This window comes from Pseudomonas sp. St386, assembly GCF_018325865.1.
In the GTDB taxonomy this organism is placed as follows: domain Bacteria; phylum Pseudomonadota; class Gammaproteobacteria; order Pseudomonadales; family Pseudomonadaceae; genus Aquipseudomonas; species Aquipseudomonas brassicacearum.
This window is the reverse complement of the sequence record NZ_AP021900.1, coordinates 2,307,953-2,334,434: the sequence shown is the minus strand read 5'-3', so window position 1 is coordinate 2,334,434 and position 26,482 is coordinate 2,307,953. Positions and strand designations below refer to the sequence as shown.

Sequence of the window (26,482 nt, the reverse complement as noted above, 5' to 3'; positions counted from 1 at the left end):
GGAGACCGCGCCCTCTTCATCGCGGGCAAGCCTTGCTCCCACAGCATCACGCCACGCTGATCCGCCAAATCCCGAACGGCTGGTACGCCGGGTCAATCCGCATGAACTGGTACTTGCCGTACCAGGTCCAGCGATGTCCATTCATCAGATCCTCGCCCTGGGTCTGGGCGTCGTCGGGCAGGCCCATCTCCCACAGCGGCAACTCAAAACTGGCTTCCTGCGGGTTGTGCGGATCAAGGCTCACCGCCACCAGGATGAAATTGCTGCCGTCGGCGGCGCGCTTGCCGAAATAGAGAATGTTGTCGTTCCAGGCGTTGTAGATTTTCAGGCCCAAGTGGGTATGCAGCGCCGGGTTCTGCCGGCGGATGCGGTTGAGCTGGGCGATCTCGGCAATGATGTTGCCCGGCGCGGTGAAGTCCCGGGGGCGGATCTCGTATTTCTCCGAATCGAGGTATTCCTCCTTGCCCGGCACCGGTGCCGACTCACACAGCTCGAAGCCCGAATACATGCCCCACAGGCCTGAGCCCATGGTTGCCAGGGCCGCGCGGATCAAAAAACCGGCACGCCCCGACTCATGGAGAAAGGCCGGGTTGATGTCCGGCGTGTTGACGAAAAAATTCGGCCGGTAGCATTCACGCCACGGCGATTCATTGAGCTCACTGAAGTAGGTCGCCAGCTCAGCCTTGGTGTTGCGCCAGGTGAAATAGGTGTAGCTCTGGGAGTAACCGACCTTGCCCAGCCGCGCCATCATGGCCGGCGTAGTGAACGCTTCAGCCAGGAAGATCACTTCAGGATATTGCGCCCGCACATCGGCGATCAGCCATTGCCAGAACGGCAACGGTTTAGTGTGAGGGTTGTCGACGCGGAATATCTTCACGCCTTCCTTGACCCAGCCCACCACGATGTCCCGCAGCTCCGTCCACAGGCTGGGAATCGCATCGGCCGCGTAGAAATCAACGTTGACGATGTCCTGGTATTTCTTCGGCGGGTTTTCCGCATATTTGATCGTGCCGTCCGGCCGCCAGCTGAACCAGCCCGGGTGCTGCTTGAGCCAGGGGTGATCCTGGGAACACTGGATCGCGAAGTCCAGGGCGATCTCCAGGCCGTGGTCAGCGGCCGCCGCCACCAGGCGCCGGAAGTCCTCGCGGCTACCCAATTGCGGGTGAATGGCCTCGTGCCCGCCCTCCTCGCTGCCAATGGCATACGGACTGCCCGGGTCGTCGGGACCGGCAGTGAGGGAATTGTTCGGGCCTTTGCGGAAACTGCGACCGATGGGGTGGATCGGCGGGAAGTACAGCACGTCGAAGCCCATGTCCTGGATCACCGCCAGGCGCGAATGCACGTCGTTGAAAGTGCCGTGGCGCTGGGGATCGTCGGTGATCGAGCGGGGAAACAGCTCATACCAGCTGGCAAACTCGGACAGCTTGCGCTCCACATCCAGCGGATACTCGGGGCTGATGCTCAAGTACGGGCGATGATCGGCCCGGGACATCAGATCGGCACTGCGCGGTGCCAGGAACAGCGCCACCTGCTCGGTCGGCAACAAGCCGGAGAGCTCATGGTGCAAGGCCGCCAGTTGCTCGCTCAGTTCACCCGTGCTGCGCTCGACGGCCATTTGCACTTGGCTGCGCCCTTCCTGCAACTCCAGGCTGATCGGCACCCCTGCACCGAATTTCTTCTCCAACTCGTAGCGAAAACTGGCGAACTGATCGATCCAGGCCTCGATACAAAACACATAGCGGCCTTGTTCCGGCACGTTGAACTGGCCGTGCCAGCCGTTGTTGCCCAGATCACTCATGACCTCGCTGTTCCACACTTCATCCTGCAGCGCACGCCAGCGAATGCGCACGGCCAGCTTGTCATGACCATCGGCGAAGACTTTGCTGGTCACTGTCACGTCCTGCCCAGCCACGGCCTTGGCGGCGAATTGCCCGCCGTCGATCACCGGCATGGTGCTTTCAATAGCGATACGCGGCAACAGCAAAGCTTGGGACAGCGGCAAATGCGGGTTGTAGGCCAGTTCAGTCGGGTGTTCGGCAGTCATCGAGCATCGCTCCTTTTACGCCCCATGGACGCGCTTGTGGCGGTAAAGGCCCAACGGGTCCCTGAAAAAACTCACTTAAACTCCGAACCGGATCAGCGGCTAAAAGTTCAGAGGGATTTACCCCGATGCATCCCGGGGATCAAAGCCGGTGCAAGGTGGTCAACAACAATAAGCACGACTCAAGCCATGTGCGTCACGGAGACCCGTCCCGATGAACATTCCCATCCCGGCCGAAACACCCGATCCGAACATCGACGACCCCACCTTGCCCCCGCCCGGCCCTGATCCCGAGCCGATTCCAGAGAAAGACCCGCCACTGGACCCACAACCGCCGCTGGGCGACCCGCCGAGCGAGGCGCCGCCGGAGCGGGTTTGATTCAAGCGTAGTAATAAAAAACCTGTTGTGTTTGCAGGCTCATAGCCGCTTCACGGCTTGCCGCCCTTCTCCAGCGCCCGGACGATCACCGGCATCACACTGAAGATCGCCAGCGCCAGCACCGTGCTGAGCACCGCCGTCGCCTCCCGGCCCAGCCCGGCGGCGACGCCAATGGCGGCGGTCATCCAGAGGCCCGCAGCCGTGGTCAGGCCCTTGACGTGACCTTCGTCGCCGTCGGTGTTTTTCAGGATGGTGCCGGCGCCGAGAAAACCGATGCCGGCGACCACGCCTTGTATCACCCGACTCATCGCGTCGGCCTGTGACCCGGACATCTGTGGCACCAATACGAACAGCGCCGCCCCCAGGGCCACAAGCATGTGGGTCCGCACGCCGGCAGCCTTGCCCTTGTGTTCGCGCTCGAAACCCAAAATGCCGCCCAACAGCGCGGCCATTAGCAGACGCACCGTGACCCGGGTCATCTGCTGGGCATCGGTGATGTCGGCGAATTCCGCCTGCAGGGTTACCCAGACTTCATGCCACCAGGCGTCCATGGACCGTCCTCTTTTTCATTCGATAAACGATGGACCGCAGGCGGCGCCAGAGGTGCGCCCGACCGCTGATCAGCCGCAACGAACCCTGGCTTGGCCGCGCGACCTAACGTTCATGACCCCAGAAGGAGCAACACCATGACTGTCCGTATCGATGACAACCAGACCTGCCATTTCGAAACCCCCAATGGCACCGAACAGCGCCCTGCCAGCGAGCTGACCATCATCACCGACCCGGACAAGGCCATGTCAGTCGTGGAGCTCAATGGCGACCGGGTCTACATCACCGAGGCCGAGGCCGATGCACTGACCGTGGCCGGCGCAGTCGACGGGCGCAAGCACCTGAAGGCCAGCGACAGCGGCTCGGCGATCTGAACGGCTTGAAGCCTCTGCGAGGTGTTCAATCCGTGGGAGCAAAGCTTGCTCGCGATGAAAACAACACGATACTTCTTGAACCGAGGTGTCTGTATCGCGAGCAAGCTTTGCTCCCACTACCCCCTGGCCTCAACGGTATGTTCGCTCGTCCTCGGGTGCATCAAAGTGTCGCAGGGCCTGGGTTTCGCGGCATCTGATCCGGTTTTTATCGAAACACCTGAGTCTGTTATGCAAACAGTTCCATGGTCATAGTGCCCCGGCCAGATAGAGGCTGATGAGCGACCGACCATGAGCGATAGAATCCCCGTCCAGTTGATACAGACGTTCGAACCTGCGCCAACGAAGATAAAGGCCAGGAGCACCGACAACCTGATCCACACCCGCAGCTTCACCGGTTTGTTTCGTACCCTGCGCATCAGCGGTGCGGGGGTTCTGTTCCTGCTGTTCTTCGGCACGGTGTGGTTGAACTGGGGCGGACGCCAGGCGGTGCTCTGGGACCTTTCCGAAAGCAAATTCCACATCTTTGGCGCGACCTTCTGGCCCCAGGATTTCATCCTGCTGTCGGCCTTGCTGATCATTGCCGCCTTCGGCCTGTTTGCGATCACCGTGTTTGCTGGCCGCGTGTGGTGCGGGTACACCTGCCCGCAGAGTTCCTGGACCTGGATCTTCATGTGGTGCGAGAAAATCACCGAGGGCGAACGCAACCAGCGGATCAAACTGCAGGCCGCGCCCTGGGGCCTGAACAAACTCTTGCGCCGCAGCGCCAAGCACACGCTGTGGCTGGCCATCAGCCTGCTCACCGGCCTGACGTTCGTGGGGTACTTCACACCGATCCGCCCCTTGGCCGAAGAACTGCTGACCCTGCAAATGGCCGGCGTGAGTCTGTTCTGGGTGCTCTTCTTTACCGCAGCCACCTATCTCAACGCCGGCTGGCTGCGTGAAGCGGTGTGCATGCATATGTGCCCCTATGCACGCTTCCAGAGCGTGATGTTCGACAAGGACACGCTGACCATTTCCTACGATGCGGCCCGCGGTGAAATCCGCGGCCCACGCAAACGCGAGGCAAACCCGGCCAATATTGGTCTGGGCGACTGCATCGACTGCCAGATGTGCGTGCAGGTCTGCCCCACCGGCATCGACATCCGCGACGGCCTGCAGATGGAGTGCATCGGCTGCGCGGCCTGCATTGATGCCTGCGACTCGATCATGGACAAGATGGGCTACGCCCACGGCCTGATCAAATACACCTCCGAACATCAGCTGCAGGGTGGCAAGACTCACCTGCTGCGACCTCGGCTGATCGGCTATACCGCCGTGCTGCTGGTGATGATCGGCGCGCTGGTCGTGGCGCTGATGCAACGGCCCATGGTGTCGCTGGACGTCAGCAAGGACCGTGGCCTGTTTCGGGAAAACAGCGCAGGCCAGATCGAGAACATCTACAGCCTGAAAATCATCAACAAGACCCAACAGCGCCAGGATTACCATCTGTCCCTGGTGGACGGCGACGGCTTCATCCTGCATGGCAAGACCCAACTGAGCCTGGCCCCGGGGGAAATCGTCGATGTGCCGGTGTCGGTGGCGATGCTCAGCGAACGGCCCGGCAAAGGCTCCCAGGAAATGACGTTCAAGGTCGCCGACAGCGACGAGCCAGGCATCTACAGCATCGCCAAGAGCCGTTTTGTCGCACCGATGAATCGTTGAAGCTTTAAGATGCCGGGCACCTGTGGGAGCGAGCGTGTGGGAGCAAAGCTTGCTCGCGAAGAACGATAACGCGACCTTACTGTTGATCCGTGTCGCCTGCGTCGCGAGCAAGCTTTGCTCCCACAGAATCTCCCACAGTTTAAAAAGCGCAAACCACGCGTCATTCAAGACTGGGCACCACCATGAAACGCTACGAGAAATTTGCCGACGACATCGCTGAACTGATCCGCTCGGGCATGCTGGGGCCAGGTCAGCGCGTGCCGTCGGTACGCTACGCCAGCCAGACCTACGGTGTCAGCCCGTCCACCGTGTTCCAGGCCTATTACCTGCTGGAACGACGCGGCATGATCCGGGCCCGGCCGCGCTCCGGCTACTTCGTCAACACCCATGCGCCGAGCCCGTTTTCGGAGCCTGCGATCAGCAGCCAGGTGCACGAGTCCACCGAAGTCGACGTCAGTGAACTGGTATTTTCGGTCCTCGACTCGATCAAGGACCCGGCCACCGTACCGTTCGGCTCGGCATTCCCCAGCCCGATGCTGTTCCCACTGCAACGGCTGTCCCGTTCGCTGTCCAGCGCAACACGGGACATGGACCCGCGAATGGTGGTCACGGACATGTCGCCAGGCAACCCGCAACTGCGCCGACAGATCGCCCTGCGCTACATGGTCGGCGGGTTGATGCTGCCCATGGAGGAGCTATTGGTCACCAACGGCGCCCTGGAAGCGTTGAACCTGTGCCTGCAAGCCGTGACCGAGCCCGGCGATCTGGTGGCGATCGAAGCGCCAGCGTTCTACGCCAGCCTGCAAGTACTGGAGCGCCTGAAGCTCAAGGCCGTGGAAATTCCCGTGCACCCGCGCGACGGCATCGACCTGGACGTGCTGGCGCAGACACTGGAGCGCCATCCGATCAAGGCCTGTTGGTGCATGACCAGCTTCCAGAACCCCATGGGCGCGACCATGCCCGAGGAGCGCAAACAGGCGTTGGTAGAGTTGCTGCGCCGCCATCAGGTGCCGCTGATCGAGGACGACGTGTACGCCGAACTCTATTACGGCCAGCAGGCCCCCAAGCCTGCCAAGGCGTTCGACACCGAAGGCCTGGTGATGCATTGCGGTTCGTTCGCCAAGAGCCTGGCACCGGGTTATCGCATCGGCTGGGTCGCCGCCGGGCGCTACGCGCAGAAGATCGAACGGCTCAAGCTCATGACCTCGTTGTGCGCCTCGATGCCGGCCCAGGCCGCCATCGCCGACTACCTGCAACACGGCGGCTACGACCGTCACCTGCGCAAACTGCGCTATGCCCTGGAGGAACAGCAAAGCGCGATGCTCGCCGCCATCGCCCGCTACTTCCCCGCCCAGACCCGGGTCAGCCAGCCGGCGGGGGGCTACTTCCTGTGGCTGGAGCTGCCGGAGCAGATGGATTCGCTCAAGCTGTTCCAGATGGCCCTGGCCCAGGGCATCAGCATCGCGCCGGGACCGATCTTTTCACCAACCCGGCGTTTCAGGAATTGCATCCGCTTGAATTACGGCAGCCCGTGGACCGAGGCCTCGGAAAAGGCCATGGAGACGTTGGGGCGGATTATTCGCTCGTTCTGATATCGGGTTGTCCGTCAGACCGCCATCGCGAGCAAGCTTTGCTCCCACATCGGAACACTGTCCCCTGTGGGAGCAAAGCTTGCTCGCGATAGGGCCAAAACAGACACCCCAGGACTCAGCGCCCGCCCCCCAGATCCACAAACGTCCCGGTCGCATACGAAGCCTTGTCCGACAACAGCCAGATAATCGCTTCGGCCACTTCATCCGGACGCCCGCCCCGAGCCATGGGGATCGCTGATTCCAGCTTGCTGACCCGGTCCGGGTCACCGCTCAGGGCATGGAAATCGGTGTAGATGTAGCCGGGGCGCACCGCGTTGACGCGAATGCCTTCGCCGGCCACTTCCTTGGACAAGCCGATGGTGAAGGTGTCCAGCGCGCCCTTGGAGGCCGCGTAATCGACGTACTCCCCCGGTGCGCCCAAGCGCGCGGCCACCGACGAGACGTTGACGATGCTGCCACCCTGCCCGCCGTGCCTGGGCGACATGCGCAGCACCGCGTGCTTGGCGCAAAGAATCGGCCCCAGCACGTTGGTCTTCATGATCTTGAGAATGCGGAATTCGGACATTTCATCGAGCCGGGATTTCTGCGCGACCGTGCCGGCGTTGTTCACCAGGGCGGTGACACGGCCCAGCTCGGCGTCCACCCGGTCGAACAGGCCGATCACTTCGTCTTCGATGCTCACGTCGGCCCGCACGGCAATCGCCTGCGCGCCCTTGGCCCGGACCTGTTCGAGCACCTCCTGCGCAGCACTCTCATCGGACTGGTAATTGATGCAGATCCGATAGCCCAACTCGGCAGCCAACAGCGCCGTGGCCGCCCCGATTCCGCGGCCGCCACCGGTGATGACGATGACTTTATCCACGTTTGCTTCCCCCATTCCACGGATAGACATCCGGCCCAAGAATAGCGTTCACGTCACGCTTTGCACAAACCGTTGCGCTTACCGGGCCAGGGCGCGCAGATCCAGGCGTCCGTCCAACAGTGGCGGGCACCAGTAATAGCCGCCGGTGATTGGCCGGCTCATGCGATACAGGCCATCGGTGATGCCGTCTTCCAGGCCACTCATGCGGCGCAGTTGTGCCTCGAAAGCATCGAGGGAGAAACCGAACGCCAGGAACATCAGCCCCGCACGGTCGCCTTCGATCCACGGCATGGAACGACGCACCACGAACGCCTCCGGGGCGAAGCTTTCCTGGGCGGTGCGCTTGACGTGGGCCGATTCCGGCGCGTCGTCGAGTTCTTCGTTGTCGCTCAGGCGACGGCCCATGATGTTGTCGCGCTCATGGGGTTGCATCGCCGCGAAGCCATCCAGATCGTGCTGCCATTGCTGGATCGCGGCGAAACTGCCACCGCGCACCCCATCGACACCCTGGGTCAGGGCGGCGGCGATGGCCGCTTCGTCGTGAGGGTTTTCGGTGCCGTCTTCGTAGCCGGTCAGGTCATGGCCGGTCATATGGCGGAAGGTTTCGTTCATCTGCACCAGGCGCAGCGCCGGGGCCAGCACCGCCTCGATGGCGCGACTGCGGTGCATCAGCTCGCCGCGGTCTTCGCCGTGCAGCCAGCACCACAGCGCGTGTTGGGTCGAGGGGTTGTCCACGCCTACGCCGGCCAACGCTGGGAAGGCTCGCAAGCCTTCGACCTGGGCGCCCAGCGCCTGGACCAGCGATTCGCCAAAACCGACCACGGCCCGCCCATCGACCAGCAACAGGAGTTTGTCTATCGCAGCCGGCAATGCCTCGACCGATTCCAGGGCAAAAAACAAATGACGGGCCTGAGGCGGAACAGGGGTGGCGAGAATGCCGGGCTGGTAGTAACTCATGTGAACTCCTTTAGAAAGAGCGCAAGTTTACCCGGCAGCCGTGGGTTTGTGTGGTTTGCCATGCGACACCGAAAAGCCGGCGACCGAAGATTTTCGTAGGAACACTCCTGCGGTCCAGTCGGACGACTCCGAAGCGCCCTTGAGCCGGATGAGCACCGATTGCCGAACAACCGAAAACCTCCTAGATTGACCACCCCAAGATGCACTCAGGCATCGAAAGCTGCTGGATGCAGAGCGGCTTGAACCACCGCCATCCAAGGAGACGGTCCGACATGCACATGGCTAAATCGATACTCGCAGGCACTTTTTTCCTGGTCTGCGGGGCAGCTCCGGGCTTTGCCCAGGATCGTATTGAAGACGCTGTCAATGCCACGATCCAGCCCTTGATGAAGCAACAGGACATCGCCGGCATGGCCGTGGCGATCACCTACAACGGTCAACGCCATTACTTCAACTACGGCGTGGCCTCCAAGGACACGAAAAAGCCGGTCACCGACCAGACTCTCTTCGAAATCGGCTCGATCAGCAAGACTTTCACCGCCACCCTTGGCGCCTATGCCCAGGCCCAGGGCAAGCTGTCCCTGGCGGACCCGGCCAGTCGCTTTGCTCCCGAGCTGCGCGGCAGTGCCTTCGAGGGCATCAGCCTGCTCAACCTCGCCACCTATACCGCCGGTGGCCTGCCGTTGCAGTTCCCCGCCGAGGCGGACCATCCGGACCGGATGTTCAGTTATTACACGACCTGGAAGCCGCTCTACCCGGCCGGCACCCAGCGGCTCTATTCAAACCCGAGCATCGGCCTGTTCGGCTATCTGGCAGCCCGCAGCCTGGAGCGGCCGTTTGACGAGGTGATGGAGCGCACGCTGATGCCAGGGCTGGGCCTCCAGCACAGCTATGTGCGGGTGCCGCAGGATCAGTTGGGCCGATACGCCCAAGGCTATGCAAAAGACGGCAAGCCCGTCCGGGTCGGACCGGGAGCCCTGGACTCCGAGGCCTACGGGGTGAAAACCAGCTCATCGGACCTGATGCGTTTCCTCGAGGCCAACCTGCGACCGGAAAAACTGGACGCGGATCTGAAGCAAGCGATCGCCACGACGCATACAGGTTTCTACAGGGTTGGCGGGATGAATCAGGGGCTGGGCTGGGAGTTCTACCCCGCTCCGTTCACCTTGGATGACCTGCTCGCTGGCAACACACCGCAAATGGCCCTGACCCCACAAAAAGTCGAACCTCTCAACCCGCCTCGCCCAGCGCCGGACGGCGCCTGGATCAACAAGACAGGATCTACCAACGGTTTCGGCGCATACGCGGCGTTCGTACCCGGAAAGGACATGGGGATCGTCATGCTAGCGAACAGGAACTACCCGATCGAAGAACGGGTGAAAGCGGCGCATCGGATCCTCGCTGCGCTGGACGTGAAATAAATCGGCTGGGCTCACTTGTGGCGAGGGGATTTATCCCCTCACCACAAGAGTCTGTCGGCGGAAATCAATCATCCAGCGGCTTCACCGGCCCCGCCGGCTTGACTGCCTTGCCAGGCTTGGCGCCTTTCGCATCCTTGGTCGGTGCAGGCTCTGGCGCGGGTGGTGGGGCTGGAGGTGTTGCTTCTTTCTCTGCCGCAGGCAGTTTATCGACGGCATCGAAGAGGTCTTTCAGTTCGATCGCCCCGGAATGCTCAAGCTTCTTTTCCCCGTCCTTGCCCACCAGGATGATCTTGGTCTGTGCTCCGGCTCCCAGCTTGAGCGAGCGAATCAACGCCATGGTGCTTTGCGGATCCAGATCCTTGCCATCGCGCTGCCCAATGGTATTGAGCACGGTATAGAGCACCATGTTGCGCTCGGAAAAGCCCTGCTTGCCTGCCGGTTCATCCAAGGCCTTTTTCAGGCTCACCCAGGCAGGGTCGACCGTGCTGGGCGCGATGACGACAAGGGGACGTGACTTGCCTGCGTCCGCCAACAGCGGCGAGTCGCCATCGGCAGCGAACAGTGGGCCGGCGATGGCCAGCAAGGTAGCGAAGGTCAACGACCGAATGAGCATGCGCCTCTCCTTTTGATATTTACGCTGTACTGATTGCACAGGGCGGCGATTGTTCCGCGAGAGTCGCTCAATACTGCGCCTGCCTGACTTGAAGCTTAGGCCAGGGGGTTCATTGCGCAACCGCAAGGAGAGCGCTGAAGTCGGGAGAGACTAATTGTGGGAGCGAGCTTGCTCGCGATAGCGTCATGACGCCCAACATCGAGTCGACTGACACACCGTTATCGCGAGCAAGCTCGCTCCCACACTATTGGACTTGAGCTGACTGTTCTAGAACGCCAGCTTGAACCCGATCATCGCCAGCATCACCGCCAGGCACGGGCGCAGCAATTCGTCGGAGATGCGTCCCGACAAATGACTGCCCAGGTAGATCCCCGGCAACGAACCGATCAGCAGGAAACCCAGGATGTGCCAGTCCATGTTGCCCATGCTCGCATGGCCCAGGCCAGCCACCAGGGTCAGCGGTACGGCGTGGGCGATCTCGGTGCCCACCAGGCGCTTGGTGACCAGGAACGGGTAGAGGATGAACAGCGCGACAGTGCCCAGGGCGCCAGCGCCGATGGAGGTCAAGGCGACCATCGCACCCAGCACGAGGCCAGTGATGACCGTCAGCACATTGAGGCGCGAACCGGAGGGGTTGTAGTGGCCGCCAGCGCGGTCGTGGGCAAATTGCAGCAGGCGCTTCTTGAACAGGATCGCCAGGGCGGTGGCGAACAACACAAAGCCCAAGGCTTGCTTGATTACCGCGTTCATCGCCTCGGGGGAGCTGTGCAGGCTGCTGAGGAACCACAGCGTCAAGCCGACCGCCGGCACACTGCCCAACGTCAGCCAGCCAGTAATCGCCCAGTCGATGTTGCGATTTTTTGCATGAACCAGGACACCACCAGACTTGGTAATAGCCGCGTACAGCAGGTCCGTACCTACCGCCGTCGCAGGGTTGATACCAAACCACAACAGGATCGGGGTCATCAGCGAACCACCGCCGACGCCGGTCATCCCAACGATGAAACCGACCACCAGGCCTGCAACGACTAAACCGACATTACCGAAATCCATTAAACCCGTCTCAGCACGACCGCGTGAAAAATCTGGTCGCGAGCATAGCGATTTTTCTTATAACCTCCTATATCGATGTGATCTATCTTTATTCCTTTTCCATAGCTTCACTGAACCGGCAGGAAGTTGAGGAACAGCAGGCTCTGGGCGTAATTCAAGCCGATCCGTCGGTAGCGCTCATCGAGCATCTGGGTCAGCAGGTCCAATCGGGCGACGATTTTTCCGAACTCCACCGCGAAACTCAGGTTGCTGCCCTCCTCCGAAATCTCATTGGAAAACAGCAACAGCTTGCCGTCCTTGTTCTGCCGCTGGCTCAGCAGCCAGGTGGCCTTTTCGATATTGCGCGCCGCGTTGCTGACAAAACGCGGGTCGATGGTGTCGGTCATGTAGAACTCGAGGCGATTGCCGTGCGCGGTGACCAGCATGCTGCCAATGGCATAGATGAACGCCCCTACCCGATCGCCGAGAAATTCCGGGCTCATGGCATAGCTCAGGGCTGCCAGATCCTTCTTGCCACCCAGGGTCGGCAAGGGCTGTTGCTGCTCGATGGCCATGCGCACCTGTTTTTCCGCAGTGCGGGCGTCGAGAAAACCGGACTTGCGCAGTTCCTCGGGGTTGCGCAGGTACAGCTTGTTCATCAGCAGATAGAGGCTTTGCAGGTTGTCGTGCATCGACAACGTGGCCATGCGATCGACGCTGGTCTGCAAGAACTCCTGGGGCCTGGCGTTGCTGAACTGCGTGACCATGTCCTGCCCCTGCTGATGGCTGCAGCCGCCGCTGAACAGCATCGACACACCGACCAACAATGCCAGGCAACAACGGCGCAATCTCGTCACAGAATAAAAAACACCGGCCATCGAATCTCGGTCTGGGCATGGGGAAGCGATGGGGGGTCGTCGCTTCCAGGCCATGGATAGAGCGGCAAAAATCGCAAAAGTGCAGTACCCGGAGCAAACCTTCGGTCTCCAGCAACGTCTCCCCCACTCAATTAGTATTACTTTTTAATTGATAAATCCTTATTAATGGCTATAAATCCCTTCTCACCCTTCAAATAGAAAGACTACTAACCAGAAAAACCTTCAGCGCTGTCCGACCAGTAGCGGACTCGCCCCGCGTTCAAAACAACAACAAAACAACAGGAAGGAAGGTCATACCATGCTTGAATCCAGACAACTGCTCACGGCCCTCGGAGTGTCTCTGATGATCGCCACCTCGGCTTCCCACGCTGCCGGCCTGACCAACGAACGTGGTGCGTTCGGCAAAACCGACGACGGCACGGCGGTGGAAAAATTCGTGCTGCGCAACAGTCACGGCATGGAGGCCACGGTCATCACCTACGGCGGCATCCTCCAGTCATTGAGCGTGCCGGACAAACACGGCAAGGCCGCCGACATCGTGCTCGGCTTCGACGACGTGCAGGGTTACCAGAAGAACGGCAGCGTGTATTTCGGCGCGACCATCGGCCGCTTCGGCAATCGCCTGGCCGACGGCGCCTTCGAGCTGGACGGCAAGCGTTACCAGGTGCCGCAGAACGACCATGGCAATTCCTTGCACGGCGGGCCGCAAGGGTTCGACAAGCGCGTCTGGAAGGCCCAGCCCCATAATGCCAAGGACTCGGTGGGCGTCACCCTGACCTACTTGTCAGCCGATGGCGAGATGGGTTTCCCCGGTGCACTGAAGACCGACGTCACCTACAGCCTCAACGAACAGAACGAGTTGCGCATCGAGTACAAAGCCACCACCGACAAGCCCACAGTGCTGAACCTGACCAACCACAGCTATTTCAACCTGGCCGGGGCAGGCAACGGCGACATACTCGAGCAGGTCGCGACCCTGCACGCGGCCCATTACACGCCGGTCACCGGCAAGCTCATTCCCACTGGCGAACTGGCCCCCGTGGCCGGCACACCGATGGACTTCACCCAACCCACCGCCATCGGCACCCATATCAAGGCCGATCACCCACAACTCAAATTCGCCGAACCGAAACAAGGCGGCTTCGATTTCAACTGGGCGCTGGACGCCAAGGGCGACGTGAACAAACTGGCCGCCGAGGTGTATGACACGGACTCCGGACGACGCCTGCAGCTCTACACCACCGAGCCTGGCGTGCAGTTCTACACCAGCAACTTCCTCGACGGCACCGTCAAGGGCAAGCAAGGCAAGGTCTATCCACATTGGGGCGCGTTCACCCTGGAAACCCAGCACTACCCCGACTCGCCCAACCAGCCGAACTTCCCTTCGACGCGGCTTGATCCGGGCCAGACCTACACCCAGACCATGGTGTTGAAGTTCTCCGCGAAATAAAAAAAAGCACCACACCCGTAGGAGCTGTCGAGCAAAGCGAAGCTGCGATCTTTCCCCAGACAATTGAGTTTGGAGCGAAAAGATCGCAGGCTTCGCCAGCTCCTACGACTATCCTGCTGTCCATTGGATTATCGATCAGCACAACAGGAGAAAGGCATGAGGACGCTGGAATTGGCGGGTGTGTCCGTACCGGTCATTGGCCAGGGCACCTGGCGCATGGGTGAGGAACCGTCTCATCACAAGAAAGAAGTGGCCGCCCTGCGGTTGGGAATCGAATTGGGCATGACCCTGATCGACACGGCGGAGATGTATGCCGAAGGCGGTGCCGAAACCGTCGTTGGCGAAGCGATCACCGGCCTGCGCGACCAGGTTTTCCTGGTGAGTAAAGTCTACCCTCACAACGCCAGTCGCAAAGGCATTCCCCTGGCCTGCGAACGCAGTCTGCGGCGGCTCGACACCGATTACATCGACCTTTATCTGCTGCACTGGCGCGGGCAGTACCCGCTGGACGAAACCGTCGAAGCCTTCGAGCGGCTGCGCGAAGAAGGCAAGATCGGCCGTTGGGGCGTGTCGAACTTCGATGTAGCGGACCTTGAAGAACTGGCCGCGCCGGCCTGCGCGACCAACCAAGTGCTGTACAACCTGCAGGAACGCGGCATCGAATTCGACCTGCTGCCCTGGTGCCAGCGCCAGTCCATGCCCGTCATGGCCTACTGCCCGGTCGGCCAGGGCGGACACCTGCTCAAGGATCACACCCTGGGACAGATCGCCGAACGCCATCGCGCCACACCGGCGCAGATCGCACTGGCCTGGCTGTTGCGCCAGGACAATGTGATTGCCATTCCCAAGGCCGTGAAACCTGAGCATGTGCGTTTGAATGCCGAAGCGGCCAACCTCAAGCTGGAACCGCAAGACCTGGCAGCCCTAGACCTGATATTTCCCCAGCCCCAGCGCAAGCAGCGCTTGGCGATGGTCTGAAGACCCATTCAACCTCGGGATTCACACTGACTTGTGGCGAGGGAGTTCATCTGTGGGAGCAAGGCTTGCCCGCGATGGAGGCGATACGGTGTCCTAGGAAAAACGAGGCGCCCGCATCGCGGGCAAGCCTTGCTCCCACAGGGGATAAACCCTGACCACGGGCTCGGCCTGAATACCACGGAGTTTCAGAACAACCCCATCTGTCCACCCACCAACGTCGAAAAATCATCATCCACAAACGGCAGGATCGCATCCGCCACCGGCTGTAGCTGTTTGGTCACGTAGTGGTCGTAATCGATTGACGCACTGCGGATTTCCAGCGGTTCGGGGCCGGCGACGGTGATGACGTAGCTGATCCAGCCGCCATTCTGGTATTGCCGCGGACGGCCCTGGCGCTGGTTGAACTCATCGGCCAGCCGCGCGGCCCGCACATGGGGTGGGACGTTGCGTTCATAGTCTTCCAGCGGCCGACGCAGACGCTTGCGGTAGACCAACCGTTCATCGAACGCGCCGGCCAGGGTCTGCCGCACATAATCGCGCACATAATCCTGATAGGGCTTGCGGTGGAAAATCCGCCCGTACAGCTCCTGCTGGAACTGCCGGGCCAGCGGCGACCAGTCGGTGCGCACGGTTTCCAGGCCCTTGTAGACGATTTCGTCGCTGCCATCGGCACGGGTTACCAATCCGGCGTAGCGTTTCTTGCTGCCCTCCTCGGCGCCGCGGATAGTCGGCATCAGAAAGCGCTTGAAATGCGTTTCGAACTGCAGCTCCAGCGCACTCTCCAGCCCGAACTCATCGCGCACCTGCTCACGCCACCATTGGTTGACGTGGGCCACCAACTCGCGACCGATCCTGGCCGCTTCCTCCTGGCCATGGGCACGACGAAGCCAAACGAACGTGGAATCGGTATCGCCATAGATCACCACATGCCCCTGGGCTTCGATCAACTGGCGGGTGCGCTGCATGATCTCGTGACCGCGCAGGGTGATGGACGAGGCCAGGCGTGTGTCGAAGAAACGGCAGCCACTGGAACCGAGCACGCCATAAAAGGCGTTCATGATGATTTTCAACGCTTGGGACAGCGGCGCATTGTGCTCGCGCTTGGCGGTCTCCCGGCCTTCGGAGATCCGCGCCACGATGGCTGGCAGGCAATGTCGAGTACGGGAGAAGCGCGCCCCGCGAAAGCCTGGCACCGATTCCTGGTCATCCGGGTGACGCAACCCTTCGATCAAACCCACCGGGTCAATCAGGAAGGTGCGGATGATCGATGGATACAGGCTCTTGTAGTCCAGCACCAGCACCGACTCGTAGAGGCCCGGTTGGGAGTCCATGACAAAACCACCCGGGCTGGCCTCGGGCGGACGCTGGCCCAGGTTGGGTGCAACAAACCCTTGGCGATGCATCAGCGGCATGTACAGGTGCGTGAAGGCCGCCACCGAACCTCCGCTGCGGTCCGCCGGCAGCCCGGTGACGCTGGCCCGCTCCAAGAGGAACTTGAGCAACTCGGTCTTGGCGAAGATCCGTGTCACCAGTTCACAGTCCTTGAGGTTGTAGCGGGCCAGGGCCGGCTTGTCCTCGGCGAACATGCGATTGATCTCGTCCATGCGCTGGTACGGGTTATCGATGGACTTGCCCTCCCCCAGCAGCGTCTGGGCGACGTTTTCCAGGCTGAACGAGGGGAAACTCCAGGTGGCCGAACGCAGGGACTCGATACCGTCGATGATCAGCCGGCCAGCGGCCGAGGCGAAGAAGTGGTTGTTGCGCGCGCCGTGCTCGCGCCATTGCATCTCTTCGCCACCGCGTCCCAGACGCAACGGCACCGCCAGGCGCCGGGCGTGTTCATGCAGCACTCGCAGGTCGAATTGCACCAGGTTCCAGCCAATGATCGCGTCAGGGTCGAAACGGGCGAACCAATCGTTGAGTTTCTTCAGCAGCACCGTGCGCGATTCGCAGTATTCCAGCTGGAAATCCACGCCGGTATCGTCGCCATTGGCTGGCCCGAGCATGTAGACCTGGCGCTCGCCGCAGCCTTCCAGGGCGATGGAATACAATTCGCCCTGGGCGGTGGTTTCGATGTCCAGGGACACCAGGCGCAACGGTGGACGGTATTCGGGCGCCGGCTTCATCTGGGCATCGACCAGCAGGCCATCGGCAGCCGGCGTACCGCCAAACCAGACCGGGGCGGTGATGAAGCGCTCCATCAGGTAGCGCTCCGGCGGCCGGATGTCCGCTTCGAACACCTCCACGCCGGCGCGGCGCAGGGTGGTGTCCAGGCGCATCAGTTGGGCATGCTGCTGGCAATACAATCCCAGCACCGGACGATGCTCGAAATCCAGCAGGTCCAGGGGGCGCAGTTCTACCTCCTTCTCCCCTTGCAGCAAGGCTTCGAGCTGGCCGCGCTGGATCTGCGGCACAAAGGCCACCGACGTTTGCACTGGGAGGCGCACGCGCTGGGGACCGGCGTCGGTCGCCAGCCAGAACTCGACTTCGGTGCCGGCCGGGGTATCGCGCCAATGCCGGGTCAGGACGAAGCCCTGCTGTAAATCCACCGCTGCAACCTCGAATTCTACGTAGGCGACGATTCTACCCTGTGGCGAGGGGATTTATTCCTTTGTGGGAGCAAGGCTTGCCCGCGATGCGGTTCAACTGCTAGACCGTGTCATCGTTCATCGCGAGCAAGCTTTGCTCCCACAGGCTTGCTCCCACAGAGGGACGCCCCTCGCCACAATGCTGGATGGCATCACATCGGTGGGAAATCCCCCGGTAATGACGCTTTTGGACGACTGGCCGCCGCTTTACCGCTTGCTCTGCGCCGTTGGGTCTACGATGCTTTAACAACCAGCAAAAACAACACCCGAGGCCCCCCATGAAAACCGTCGCGCAGTTGCTCCGGATAAAAGACGAGAAGAACCAGCAAGTGCACACCATCTCACCGGACGACATGGTATTGCAGGCCCTGATGCGCATGGCCGAGAAGAACGTCGGTGCGTTGCTGGTGGTGAAGAACGATGAAGTGCTGGGGATCATCAGCGAGCGCGACTATGCCCGCAAAATGGTCTTGCGCGGGCGCTCATCGGTGGGCACGAAGGTCAGTGACATCATGGTCTCCCCCGTGATCACCATCGACCCGCACCAGAACGTCGAGACCTGCCTGAGCATCATGACCGAAAAACACCTGCGGCATTTACCAGTGGTAGAGGACGGCAAACTGGTCGGCCTGCTGTCCATCGGCGACCTGGTCAAGGAAGCCATCGCCGAACAGGCCGATCTGATCAAACAACTGGAGCAATACATTCGCGGGGAATGATCCATTCGGTCGGGTTGCTCATTCTCAAGGCACTTCTATATTGAAGGGGTTGTTCCTGCGAGCATCCCAATGGCCAACACCGACCGACTGATCATTTGTGAACATTGCGATGCGGTGTACGAGCCGGTGGTGCTCGTCGCGCACCAGAAAGCTTCGTGCGTGCGCTGCCACGCGGTGATCCAGCGCTACAACGGCCTGACCATCGAGCAGCGCCTGGCCTTGAGCGTGACGGCAGCGGTGCTGTGGGCCTTCGCCAACATCTACCCGATCATGAGCATCCGCCTCCAGGGCCTGAGCAACAGCGCGACGTTATGGGATTCCATCGTGGCGCTGAGCCATGGGCCGATCACCTTCATCGCCCTGGTGACATCGGTGGCGATCATCATCGCACCGGCCTTTCAATTGGCGCTCCTGCTCTGGGTACTGGGCCATGCCTACCTCCAGCGGCGGGCACCGGGGTTCAACCTGTGCATGCGCAGCCTGGAAACCCTGCGGCCCTGGAGCATGCTGGAAGTGTGCCTGCTGGGCGCGCTGGTGGCGGTGATCAAGCTCGCCGGCCTGCTGGACGTGCTCCCGGGCATCGGCCTGTTCGCCCTGGCGGCCCTGAGCCTGCTGATGATCCGCATTGCCGGGCGCGATGTCCGCGACCTGTGGGACAGCCTGTGAACGGCCAGCCGCTGGACACCCCGCCAGAGGCCCGCGACCTGGACCTGTGCCTGTGCCACAGTTGCGGCCTGGCCTGCGACATGACCGACGAGCCCCAGACCTGCCCCCGCTGCGACGCCGCCCTGCATCGACGCAAACCCGACGCCATCACCCGCACCTGGGCCTACATGCTCGCCGCGCTGGTGTTCTACATCCCGGCCAACCTGCTGCCGGTCATGAATACCCAGATGCTCGGCGAAGGCGCCGACAGCACCATCATCAGCGGCGTCATCGAGTTCTGGCAAAGTGGCGCCTGGGACATCGCCCTGATTATCTTCATCGCCAGCATCGCGGTGCCCGGCATCAAGTTCGTGGTGCTGACCCTGTTGCTGGTGACCGCACAGCGGCGCAGCACCTGGGCCCAGGTCCAGCGGGCGAAGCTGTACCGGCTGGTGGAAGTCATCGGCTACTGGTCGATGCTCGATGTGCTGGTGGTTGCCCTGGTGGCGGCCCTGGTCAAGTTCCAGGCATTGAGCGACATCGAACCACGACCGGGCATCCTGTTCTTCGGCCTCGTGGTGCTGTTCACCATGCTGTCGGCCATGAGTTTCGACCCCCGGCTGATCTGGGACACTCAACCATCCGAGGAGGTCATGGATGAAGTCGCAAGCCACTGACGGGCAGCAACCCGCCCCCGGCCGCGCCCACGTCACCACCCGCCGCTGGACGGTGTCGCTGGTGTGGATCGTGCCGATCATCGCGGTGCTGGTGGGCATTTCCCTGGTGGTCCACAACTGGCTGCAGGAAGGCCCGACCATCACCATCACCTTCAAGACCGGCCAAGGCCTGACCGCCAACAAGACCCAGGTCAAATATCGCAACGTGGTCATCGGCCAGGTCACCGACGTGCAACTGAGCGAGGACCAGAAGAACGTCACCGCCACGGTCAAGCTCGCCAAGACAGCCGACACCTTCACTCACGAAGATTCGGTGTTCTGGGTCGTACGGCCACGCATCGGGGCCGGCGGTATCTCGGGGATCGACACCTTGCTGTCGGGGGATTTCATCGGCGCCGACGCCGGCCAGTCGAAAGTGCGCGCCAAGTCCTTCACGGGCCTGGAGAACCCGCCGCCCATCACCTACGGCGAACCGGGCAAGCGCTTCACCCTGCATTCCCAGGACCTCGGTTCGCTGGACATCGGCTCGCCGGTGTATCTGCGCAAGATCCCGGTGGGCCAAGTGGTGTCCTACGCCCTGGACGCCGAGGGCAAAGGCGTCAACATCGACGTATTCGTCAACGCCCCCAACGATGTGTATGTCACCGAAAACACCCGGTTCTGGAACGTCAGCGGCGTGGACGTGAACGTCGGCGCCAATGGTTTCGCGGTCAAGACCGAATCGCTCTCGGCCTTGCTGCTGGGCGGCATCGCGTTTCGGGCGCCGGAGTACAGCCCCAACGACGTCCCCGCCAGCGAGGACAAGACCTATGAGCTGTTTGCCGACCAGCAGAGCGCCCTCGCCCCGCCTGATGGCAAGGCGCAATACCTGGCCCTGCGCTTCGATCAGGCGCTGCGCGGCTTGCGCGTCGGTGCGCCGGTGGAGTTCCTCGGGGTGGAAGTCGGCAGGGTGGTGGCCATCCATCTGGATTTCGATGAGAAACAGCGCAGCTTTCCGGTCAACGTCGGCGTGGTGATCTACCCGCAACGCCTGGGCAAGGCCCATGAAAAACTGCTCAAGTCGCTCAATCACAATCCAGACGACGAAGCCGCTGGCGCCCGCCTGATCGGCAGCTTCGTCGAGCGAGGGCTGCGCGCCCAGGCCCGCAGCGGCAACCTGCTGACCGGGCAGTTGTACATCTCGCTGGATTTCTACCCCAAGGCGGAAAAAGTCGCCTTCGACCCAAGCGCCCGGCCCGTGCGTATCCCGACCATTCCGGGCAGTCTCCAGCAACTGCAGGAACAACTGCAGGCGATGATCGAGCGGATCAACAAACTGCCACTGGAGAGCATTGCCGGCAACCTGGATGGCAACCTGGTGGAGCTGCGCAAAGGCCTGACCCAGTTCAACAGCAAGACCCTGCCGGGCGTGCAAAGCACCTTGCAAGACGTCAGCAAGACCCTGCAATCAGCCAACTCGACCCTGGCTGAAGACTCACCGCAGCGCGAACAACTGACCCAGACCCTGGACGACCTGGGGCGTATGTCGCGCTCGCTGCGCGAACTGTCGGACTACCTGAGCCGCCATCCCGAATCGCTGCTTCGCGGCCGTCCCAAGGACGCACCGGCGCAGAACCTCACATTGCCGGTGAAAGAATGATCACAGGAGCCCGCCCCATGCCACTGACGCTGAAACTCACCCTGGTTGCCGTGGCATTGCTGCTCGGCGCCTGCCGCAGCGATCCGATCCACTACCACACCCTGAGCCCGGCCCAACCGGCAGGCCAATCGCGCTCCAGCGTGGACATCCAGATTGAACAGGTCAGTGTCCCACCCCAAGTGGATCGCACCCAGATGGTCATTCGCCAGGGCAACAGCGGGTTGGCGATCCTGGAAACCGAATGGTGGGGCGCCAGCCTGGCCGATGAACTGCACAGCAGCCTGGACGAACAACTGAGCAACCCTGGCGCACCGAAATCATTGCTGCGGGTAGACGTGCAACGCTTCGACTCGATCCCTGGCCGCTATGCCCGCATGGATGTGCAATGGCGCCTGCGCAACCTGGGCAACGACGCCCGCCCCCTCACGTGCCGCAGCAGCCTGCAAACCCCAGCGGGCGCCAGTATCGACGAGCTGGTGACAGCGCATCAGGAAAATGTCCGGCAATTTGCCGGCCTTCTTGAACAGGCGGCTGCACGCAAAGCCTGCCCTTGACCCCGTAGGCGCTGCCAAAGGCTCGGGCCGCGTTCGGACGATCTTTTGATCTTTCGCTTGAGACGCAAGCGTCAGGGGAAAGATCGCAGCCTCGATTCGCTCGGCAGCGCCTACAACGGCCAGTGCAGCGACAGCACCGGCGCAACGCGCGGATGGTGGTCGATGCGCTCCAACAACTCGTGGAACGCTGGGCGGGCGCTCAGCATCGCCTCCCGCGTGTTTCTCCACTTCGTGATCACCGCCGCCAGGATATCCAGCGCCCCCGGTTCGTCACCGCCTAGAAAAGGTCGGGCCGGGAACTGGTCGGCAAACCGCGCCCAATTGCGATACAGCCGTTGCTGCGTGCCGGATATCAATCGCTGCCGAGTCGCTTCGTCCGCCTCGTCCAGCCAGCGTTCCGGAAAATCGATAATGCCGATGGGCGTGTAGCAATTGGCCGCGATGTAGACCAGGCCCCGTATGGCTTGCGCGCGCTGGGCAGGGTCTTGCGGGAGCAGCTTCGATGCGGGAAAGGTCAACCCGAGGTGAATCAGGATTGCGGCCGCTTCGGTCAGCACCGAGCCATCTGGCAACTGCAGGGTCGGCACCTGCTTCAGAGGATTGAGCGCCTCGAGCTCTTTCGCCGCATCGTTGTCTTGCGTCGAATAGGCATCGACCCGCTGATAAGCCACCTCACAGAGACACAGGGCAACCTCCACCGCCGAAGAGCCGGATTGCCTGCAACCGAATAACTGATACATGAAAGCACCTCCTGCATAAGCGTTAGCCAATAGAGCCCGCGAGCCCGTCAGTGTTCCATCAAGCTGACCGGCAGCGGGCCAACGAGCTATCACTGCCGTCGATGTTCACCATCATGTCAATGAAGTTCTCTTGATGATCGCCCGGGACAACAATGGCCCCACACAAACCACTGCACCCCCGGAGCACACCATCATGAAACGCCAAGTCATCCTCAGCCTCGCTTTCTCTGTACTGGCCGCCAACGTATTTGCCGCCTCGTCCCAACCCGTCGTCGCCGAAGGCGGTTCTGATCGCCTGATCGAAAACCGCGTCGCTGAAGGCGGTGCCGATCGCTTGCTGGAACGTCGTGTCGCTGAGGGTGGCTCTGATCGCCTGATCGAAAACCGCGTCGCCGAAGGTGGTGCCGATCGCTTGCTGGAACGTCGTGTCGCTGAGGGTGGCTCTGATCGCCTGATCGAAAACCGCGTCGCCGAAGGTGGTGCCGATCGCTTGCTGGAACGTCGTGTCGCTGAGGGTGGCTCCGACCGCCTGATGGAAAACCGCGTCGCTGAAGGCGGTGCCGATCGCCTGCTGGAACGTCGTGTCGCTGAAGGTGGCTCCGACCGCCTGATGGAAAACCGCGTCGCCGAAGGTGGTGCCGATCGCTTGCTGGAACGTCGTGTCGCTGAGGGTGGCTCTGATCGCCTGATCGAAAACCACGCATGAGTTGCCTGGCAGCCTACCCGATACACCGCTTGAGACTGATCCCGCACCAAACCCATCCCCCTAAAAGCCCGGCCTCATCCACCGGGCTTTTTCACGCGCCAACGCCTGGTTAACGCCCCGACGCTCGCGCCATGCATCGCTGATAACGCTCATCCACCCGCTTGGCAAACCACGCTGTGGTCAGCTTGCGCGTGATCTTTGGGCTCTTGAGCACGATCCCCGGCAATACCGCCCGTGGCAACGCTTTGCCCTCGGCCTTTTCAGCCAGTTCGAACACGCGCTTGTAGAGCTTGCTGTCCTCGAACGCCAGGCTGTCACCCTGCTCCAATTGATCGCGAATGGTCGGGTTGCGCATTCCCAACGACTTGCCCAGCGTGCGCACCGCCAGTTCCGTACTGCCTGGCATGATGGAATCATGGGCAATCAGATCGCCGTCCAGCGCCAGGGAAATGCCCGACGCCACACTCACCGCATGCTGGAAAGCTGCGTTGCGGCTGGCGTACCAGCCAGCATTGAAATCGGCAAAACGATACAACGGCTCGGTGTAGCTCACCGGATAGCCCAGTAAATGCGCGATGCCGAAATACATCCCGCCACGACGACTGAACACTTCGCGACGAATCGAGCCTTCCACCGTATAGGGATAATTGCGCGCATTGGCCTGGGCAAACGCGATGCTGACCTGCATCGGTCCACCGGTGTGCACAGGATTGAAACCGCCGAACAGTGTCTTGCCCAGCGGCACCATGCTGATGAAATCATCGAAAATCTCGCTCAGCTCCTTCTCGCTACGCGCCGCATTGAGCCGATCGCTGTAGCTTTTGCCGTTGGACGAACGCACCTGGAGTGCGCCACTGACCAACAGCTCCGGAATGTGCACCTTCGCCGCCCGGCGGTTGATTTCCTGACGAGCGATCTTGCCCAGCCCCGGCACTGGCGGATCGGATTGGAACGTCGACTCCTGTTCGGTCACCGCCAGGACAGCACAGATGTTCTGCGTGGTAGAGGGAATCTGCTGGGCTGCAAAGGCCACGTAGATGTCAGTCGCCCAGCCTTCGCGATCCACAGTCTTGGCCGGCAACAACTGCACAATCTGTTTCTTGACCTCAGCAGGCTGACGCTCAGGCTCCTGCGCCTGACGGCTGCCACAACCGGCCAAGGCCAGCAGCGCAGCAAGGCTGATCATCAATCGGTTGAATTGCATAGTGCTCCATCGGGTTCGTTATTCCGGAGCAACCATACGATCAAAAGTGGATGCGGGCTATGCCCAATGTGGGAGCGAGCTTGCTCGCGAAGGCGGCGGCACGGGCAACACTGATACAAGCTGACCCACCGCTATCGCGAGCAAGCTCGCTCCCACAGGAGAATGGTGGTGTACCTAGAATCTCCTATCATCTAAAACCATGTGGGAATGGCGGTGAACATGGACTCACAGCCAACTCCGGGGGCAGTGCAGGATCAGATCCCGCTCAGCGCCAGGTCCATGGCAAAGTAGGTGAAGATCAGGTCTGCCCCCGCCCGCTTGATGGCGCCAAGGCTCTCGCGTACCACGCGGGCTTCGTCGATGGCACCAGCCTGGGCGGCGAACTTGATCATCGCGTATTCGCCACTGACCTGATAAGCCGACAACGGCAGGTTCGAAGCCTGGCGAATGTCGCGGATGATATCGAGGTAGGCACCGGCCGGCTTGACCATCAGCGCATCGGCACCCTCCTGCTCGTCGAGCAAGGATTCGCGCAATGCTTCGCGGCGGTTCATCGGGTTCATCTGGTAGCTCTTGCGGTCGCCTTTCAACGCGCTGCCGCCGGCCTCGCGGAACGGGCCATAGAGTGCCGAGGCGAACTTGGTGGAATAGGCCATGATTGCTGTCTGGCTGAAGCCGGCTTCATCCAGGGCCCGGCGAATCGCCTGGACCTGCCCGTCCATGGCCGCCGATGGCGCGATCACATCGGCACCGGCGCGGGCCGCCGCCACGGCCTGCTTGCCCAGGTTGACCAGGGTCCGGTCGTTGTCCACTTCATCGCCGTGGAGCACACCGCAGTGACCATGATCGGTGTATTCACAGAAGCAGGTGTCGGACATCACGATCATCTCCGGCACTGCGTCTTTGCAGATCCCGGCCATGCGCGACACCAGGCCGCGCTCGCTCCAGGTATCGCTGCCGTCGTTGTCCAGGTGATGGGACACACCAAAGGTCATCACCGACTTGATGCCGGCACGGGCATAGCGCTCGATCTCGCCGGCCAGCTTCGATTCAGGAATGCGTACCACGCCGGGCATGCTCTTGATCGGCACAAAATCATCGATTTCTTCTTCGACGAAAATCGGCAGCACCAAGTCGTTCAAGGTGAACTCGGTTTCCTGGAACAAGCTGCGCAGGCTTGCATTGCGACGCAGACGGCGTGGACGTGCTTCGGGGAACTGGCTGGACATGGGGCTCCTGGGCAGAAATGGGTGCTCGATCACAAAGAGCAAAGCTTATGCCCTGGCCGGCCAGGGCACAAACGGCGGGTGGAAAACAGAGTGTTACCGGCCAGGCAATAATCTACTCGCAAGGTCAGCGAGCCATTGATGCACGTCAGCCGGTGGCTTGTAATCGAATCGGCGAGTCGTCGGGTTTAACTCATTCCGGAATCTTCAACCCGCGCGCCACAGCCGGTCGAGCCAGGAAGCGCTCCAGCACCCGCGTCACATTGGGGAAATTCTGGATACCGACCAAATCACCGGCCTCGTAAAATCCGATCAAATTGCGCACCCAGGGGAACGTGGCGATATCCGCGATGGTATAGCGCTCACCCATGATCCAGTCACGCCCTTGCAGACGACCATCGAGCACCTTGAGCAGGCGCTTGCTTTCCTCGACGTAGCGATCGCGCGGCCGCTTGTCCTCGTAGTCCTTGCCAGCAAACTTGTTGAAGAACCCCAGTTGCCCGAACATCGGCCCGATCCCGCCCATCTGGAACATCAGCCACTGGATCGTCTCGTAGCGCGCCGCCGACTCCTGCGCCAGCAACTGCCCGCTCTTGTCCGCCAGATAAATCAGGATCGCCCCCGACTCGAACAAAGCCAACGGCTGGTCGCCCGGCCCATGGGGATCGAGAATCGCCGGGATCTTGTTGTTGGGGTTCAGGGAAAGGAACTCGGGCGACAACTGGTCGTTGCTGGCGAAGTCCACTTTGTGGGGCTCGTACGGCAGGCCGATCTCTTCCAGCATGATCGAGACCTTCACGCCGTTGGGGGTGGGCAGGGAGTAGAGCTGGATCCACTCCGGGTACTGGGCAGGCCACTTTTCGGTGATGGGGAATGGGGTCAAGTCGGGCATGGGGTCGGCTCGGAAATGAAGGAAAGCCCGAGGATAATCCAAGATGTACGGGACGGCATCACTGC

25 protein-coding genes are annotated in these 26,482 nt (G+C 61.5%); 13 read left to right on the top strand and 12 right to left on the bottom strand.

Going from position 1 to position 26,482, the window contains the following annotated elements; genetic code table 11:
- Window positions 1-46: 46 nt before the first annotated feature.
- Window positions 47-2,044 (bottom strand): alpha-1,4-glucan--maltose-1-phosphate maltosyltransferase, encoded by a 1,998-nt coding sequence (locus tag KI235_RS10320; RefSeq protein ID WP_003200102.1) that lies wholly within the window; start codon window positions 2,042-2,044, stop codon window positions 47-49.
- Window positions 2,045-2,255: 211 nt separating this feature from the next.
- Between KI235_RS10320 and KI235_RS10315 the strand changes: the two genes are divergently transcribed.
- Window positions 2,256-2,420, top strand: coding sequence for a hypothetical protein (locus tag KI235_RS10315; RefSeq protein ID WP_013692690.1), 165 nt, complete (start codon window positions 2,256-2,258; stop codon window positions 2,418-2,420).
- A 50-nt stretch (window positions 2,421-2,470) separates the two neighbouring features.
- Here the strand turns inward: KI235_RS10315 and KI235_RS10310 are convergent, their stop codons facing one another.
- On the bottom strand, window positions 2,471-2,971 hold the full coding sequence (locus KI235_RS10310) for an MgtC/SapB family protein (protein ID WP_003200100.1): 501 nt from the start codon (window positions 2,969-2,971) through the stop codon (window positions 2,471-2,473).
- A 135-nt stretch (window positions 2,972-3,106) separates the two neighbouring features.
- Between KI235_RS10310 and KI235_RS10305 the strand changes: the two genes are divergently transcribed.
- The 3 genes from KI235_RS10305 to mapR all read left to right on the top strand — a co-directional run bounded on the left by KI235_RS10305 (window position 3,107) and on the right by mapR (window position 6,636).
- Complete coding sequence (locus KI235_RS10305) at window positions 3,107-3,343, top strand: DUF3203 family protein (RefSeq protein WP_003200097.1); 237 nt, start codon at window positions 3,107-3,109, stop codon at window positions 3,341-3,343.
- Between the two features lie 288 nt (window positions 3,344-3,631).
- Window positions 3,632-5,044 carry a cytochrome c oxidase accessory protein CcoG gene (gene ccoG, locus KI235_RS10300; RefSeq protein WP_212795667.1) on the top strand — a complete coding sequence of 471 codons (1,413 nt, stop codon included), beginning with the start codon at window positions 3,632-3,634 and terminating at the stop codon, window positions 5,042-5,044.
- Window positions 5,045-5,226: 182 nt separating this feature from the next.
- Window positions 5,227-6,636 carry a GntR family transcriptional regulator MpaR gene (gene mapR / locus KI235_RS10295; RefSeq protein WP_003200093.1) on the top strand — a complete coding sequence of 470 codons (1,410 nt, stop codon included), beginning with the start codon at window positions 5,227-5,229 and terminating at the stop codon, window positions 6,634-6,636.
- 115 nt (window positions 6,637-6,751) lie between these two features.
- Here the strand turns inward: mapR and KI235_RS10290 are convergent, their stop codons facing one another.
- Together KI235_RS10290 and KI235_RS10285 are read right to left on the bottom strand one after the other, a co-directional pair.
- Entirely contained in the window at window positions 6,752-7,498 is a 747-nt protein-coding gene (locus KI235_RS10290) for an SDR family oxidoreductase (RefSeq protein ID WP_003200090.1), read from the bottom strand.
- 78 nt (window positions 7,499-7,576) lie between these two features.
- Window positions 7,577-8,455 carry a Dyp-type peroxidase gene (locus KI235_RS10285; RefSeq protein WP_003200089.1) on the bottom strand — a complete coding sequence of 293 codons (879 nt, stop codon included), beginning with the start codon at window positions 8,453-8,455 and terminating at the stop codon, window positions 7,577-7,579.
- 272 nt (window positions 8,456-8,727) lie between these two features.
- Here KI235_RS10285 and ampC point away from each other — a divergent pair, with 272 nt between their 5' ends.
- Window positions 8,728-9,876: a class C beta-lactamase gene (gene ampC / locus KI235_RS10280; protein WP_003200087.1), complete on the top strand. Its 1,149-nt coding sequence runs from the start codon at window positions 8,728-8,730 to the stop codon at window positions 9,874-9,876.
- A gap of 64 nt (window positions 9,877-9,940) precedes the next feature.
- On the opposite strand, the gene KI235_RS10275 is transcribed toward ampC, so the two are convergent.
- The 3 genes from KI235_RS10275 to KI235_RS10265 form a co-directional block, all read right to left on the bottom strand.
- The gene (locus tag KI235_RS10275; RefSeq protein WP_003200085.1) at window positions 9,941-10,489 is read right to left on the bottom strand and encodes a DUF4174 domain-containing protein; all 549 of its coding nucleotides are present in this window, start codon (window positions 10,487-10,489) and stop codon (window positions 9,941-9,943) included.
- 267 nt (window positions 10,490-10,756) lie between these two features.
- A complete protein-coding gene (locus tag KI235_RS10270; RefSeq protein WP_003200084.1) occupies window positions 10,757-11,542 on the bottom strand; it encodes a sulfite exporter TauE/SafE family protein in 786 nt (261 codons plus the stop codon).
- Window positions 11,543-11,649: 107 nt separating this feature from the next.
- Window positions 11,650-12,399, bottom strand: coding sequence for a hypothetical protein (locus tag KI235_RS10265; protein ID WP_003200082.1), 750 nt, complete (start codon window positions 12,397-12,399; stop codon window positions 11,650-11,652).
- Window positions 12,400-12,697: 298 nt separating this feature from the next.
- Between KI235_RS10265 and KI235_RS10260 the strand changes: the two genes are divergently transcribed.
- Together KI235_RS10260 and KI235_RS10255 are read left to right on the top strand one after the other, a co-directional pair.
- On the top strand, window positions 12,698-13,849 hold the full coding sequence (locus KI235_RS10260; protein ID WP_003200080.1) for an aldose epimerase family protein: 1,152 nt from the start codon (window positions 12,698-12,700) through the stop codon (window positions 13,847-13,849).
- 156 nt (window positions 13,850-14,005) lie between these two features.
- A complete protein-coding gene (locus KI235_RS10255) occupies window positions 14,006-14,827 on the top strand; it encodes an aldo/keto reductase (RefSeq protein ID WP_003200078.1) in 822 nt (273 codons plus the stop codon).
- Window positions 14,828-15,012: 185 nt separating this feature from the next.
- Here the strand turns inward: KI235_RS10255 and KI235_RS10250 are convergent, their stop codons facing one another.
- The gene (locus KI235_RS10250; RefSeq protein WP_003200077.1) at window positions 15,013-17,376 is read right to left on the bottom strand and encodes a DNA polymerase II; all 2,364 of its coding nucleotides are present in this window, start codon (window positions 17,374-17,376) and stop codon (window positions 15,013-15,015) included.
- Window positions 17,377-17,693: 317 nt separating this feature from the next.
- Between KI235_RS10250 and KI235_RS10245 the strand changes: the two genes are divergently transcribed.
- The 5 genes from KI235_RS10245 to KI235_RS10225 all read left to right on the top strand — a co-directional run bounded on the left by KI235_RS10245 (window position 17,694) and on the right by KI235_RS10225 (window position 21,649).
- Entirely contained in the window at window positions 17,694-18,134 is a 441-nt protein-coding gene (locus KI235_RS10245; protein WP_003200075.1) for a CBS domain-containing protein, read from the top strand.
- 69 nt (window positions 18,135-18,203) lie between these two features.
- On the top strand, window positions 18,204-18,800 hold the full coding sequence (locus KI235_RS10240; RefSeq protein ID WP_043042070.1) for a paraquat-inducible protein A: 597 nt from the start codon (window positions 18,204-18,206) through the stop codon (window positions 18,798-18,800).
- Window positions 18,801-18,811: 11 nt separating this feature from the next.
- The gene (locus KI235_RS10235) at window positions 18,812-19,456 is read left to right on the top strand and encodes a paraquat-inducible protein A (RefSeq protein WP_027912575.1); all 645 of its coding nucleotides are present in this window, start codon (window positions 18,812-18,814) and stop codon (window positions 19,454-19,456) included.
- Window positions 19,437-21,095, top strand: coding sequence for an MlaD family protein (locus KI235_RS10230; protein ID WP_003200069.1), 1,659 nt, complete (start codon window positions 19,437-19,439; stop codon window positions 21,093-21,095). The genes KI235_RS10235 and KI235_RS10230 overlap by 20 nt, the downstream gene beginning before the upstream one ends.
- A gap of 17 nt (window positions 21,096-21,112) precedes the next feature.
- A complete protein-coding gene (locus KI235_RS10225) occupies window positions 21,113-21,649 on the top strand; it encodes a PqiC family protein (protein WP_212795666.1) in 537 nt (178 codons plus the stop codon).
- 110 nt (window positions 21,650-21,759) lie between these two features.
- Here the strand turns inward: KI235_RS10225 and KI235_RS10220 are convergent, their stop codons facing one another.
- A complete protein-coding gene (locus tag KI235_RS10220) occupies window positions 21,760-22,389 on the bottom strand; it encodes a glutathione S-transferase family protein (RefSeq protein WP_003200064.1) in 630 nt (209 codons plus the stop codon).
- Between the two features lie 193 nt (window positions 22,390-22,582).
- Here KI235_RS10220 and KI235_RS30365 point away from each other — a divergent pair, with 193 nt between their 5' ends.
- Window positions 22,583-23,095 (top strand): hypothetical protein, encoded by a 513-nt coding sequence (locus tag KI235_RS30365; protein ID WP_033028182.1) that lies wholly within the window; start codon window positions 22,583-22,585, stop codon window positions 23,093-23,095.
- Between the two features lie 109 nt (window positions 23,096-23,204).
- Here KI235_RS30365 and KI235_RS10210 read toward each other — a convergent pair whose 3' ends face one another.
- The 3 genes from KI235_RS10210 to KI235_RS10200 all read right to left on the bottom strand — a co-directional run bounded on the left by KI235_RS10210 (window position 23,205) and on the right by KI235_RS10200 (window position 26,417).
- On the bottom strand, window positions 23,205-24,299 hold the full coding sequence (locus tag KI235_RS10210; protein WP_003200061.1) for a DUF1615 domain-containing protein: 1,095 nt from the start codon (window positions 24,297-24,299) through the stop codon (window positions 23,205-23,207).
- Window positions 24,300-24,553: 254 nt separating this feature from the next.
- The gene (hemB, locus tag KI235_RS10205) at window positions 24,554-25,528 is read right to left on the bottom strand and encodes a porphobilinogen synthase (RefSeq protein WP_003200059.1); all 975 of its coding nucleotides are present in this window, start codon (window positions 25,526-25,528) and stop codon (window positions 24,554-24,556) included.
- Between the two features lie 190 nt (window positions 25,529-25,718).
- The gene (locus tag KI235_RS10200) at window positions 25,719-26,417 is read right to left on the bottom strand and encodes a glutathione binding-like protein (RefSeq protein ID WP_003200057.1); all 699 of its coding nucleotides are present in this window, start codon (window positions 26,415-26,417) and stop codon (window positions 25,719-25,721) included.
- Window positions 26,418-26,482 lie beyond the last annotated feature (65 nt).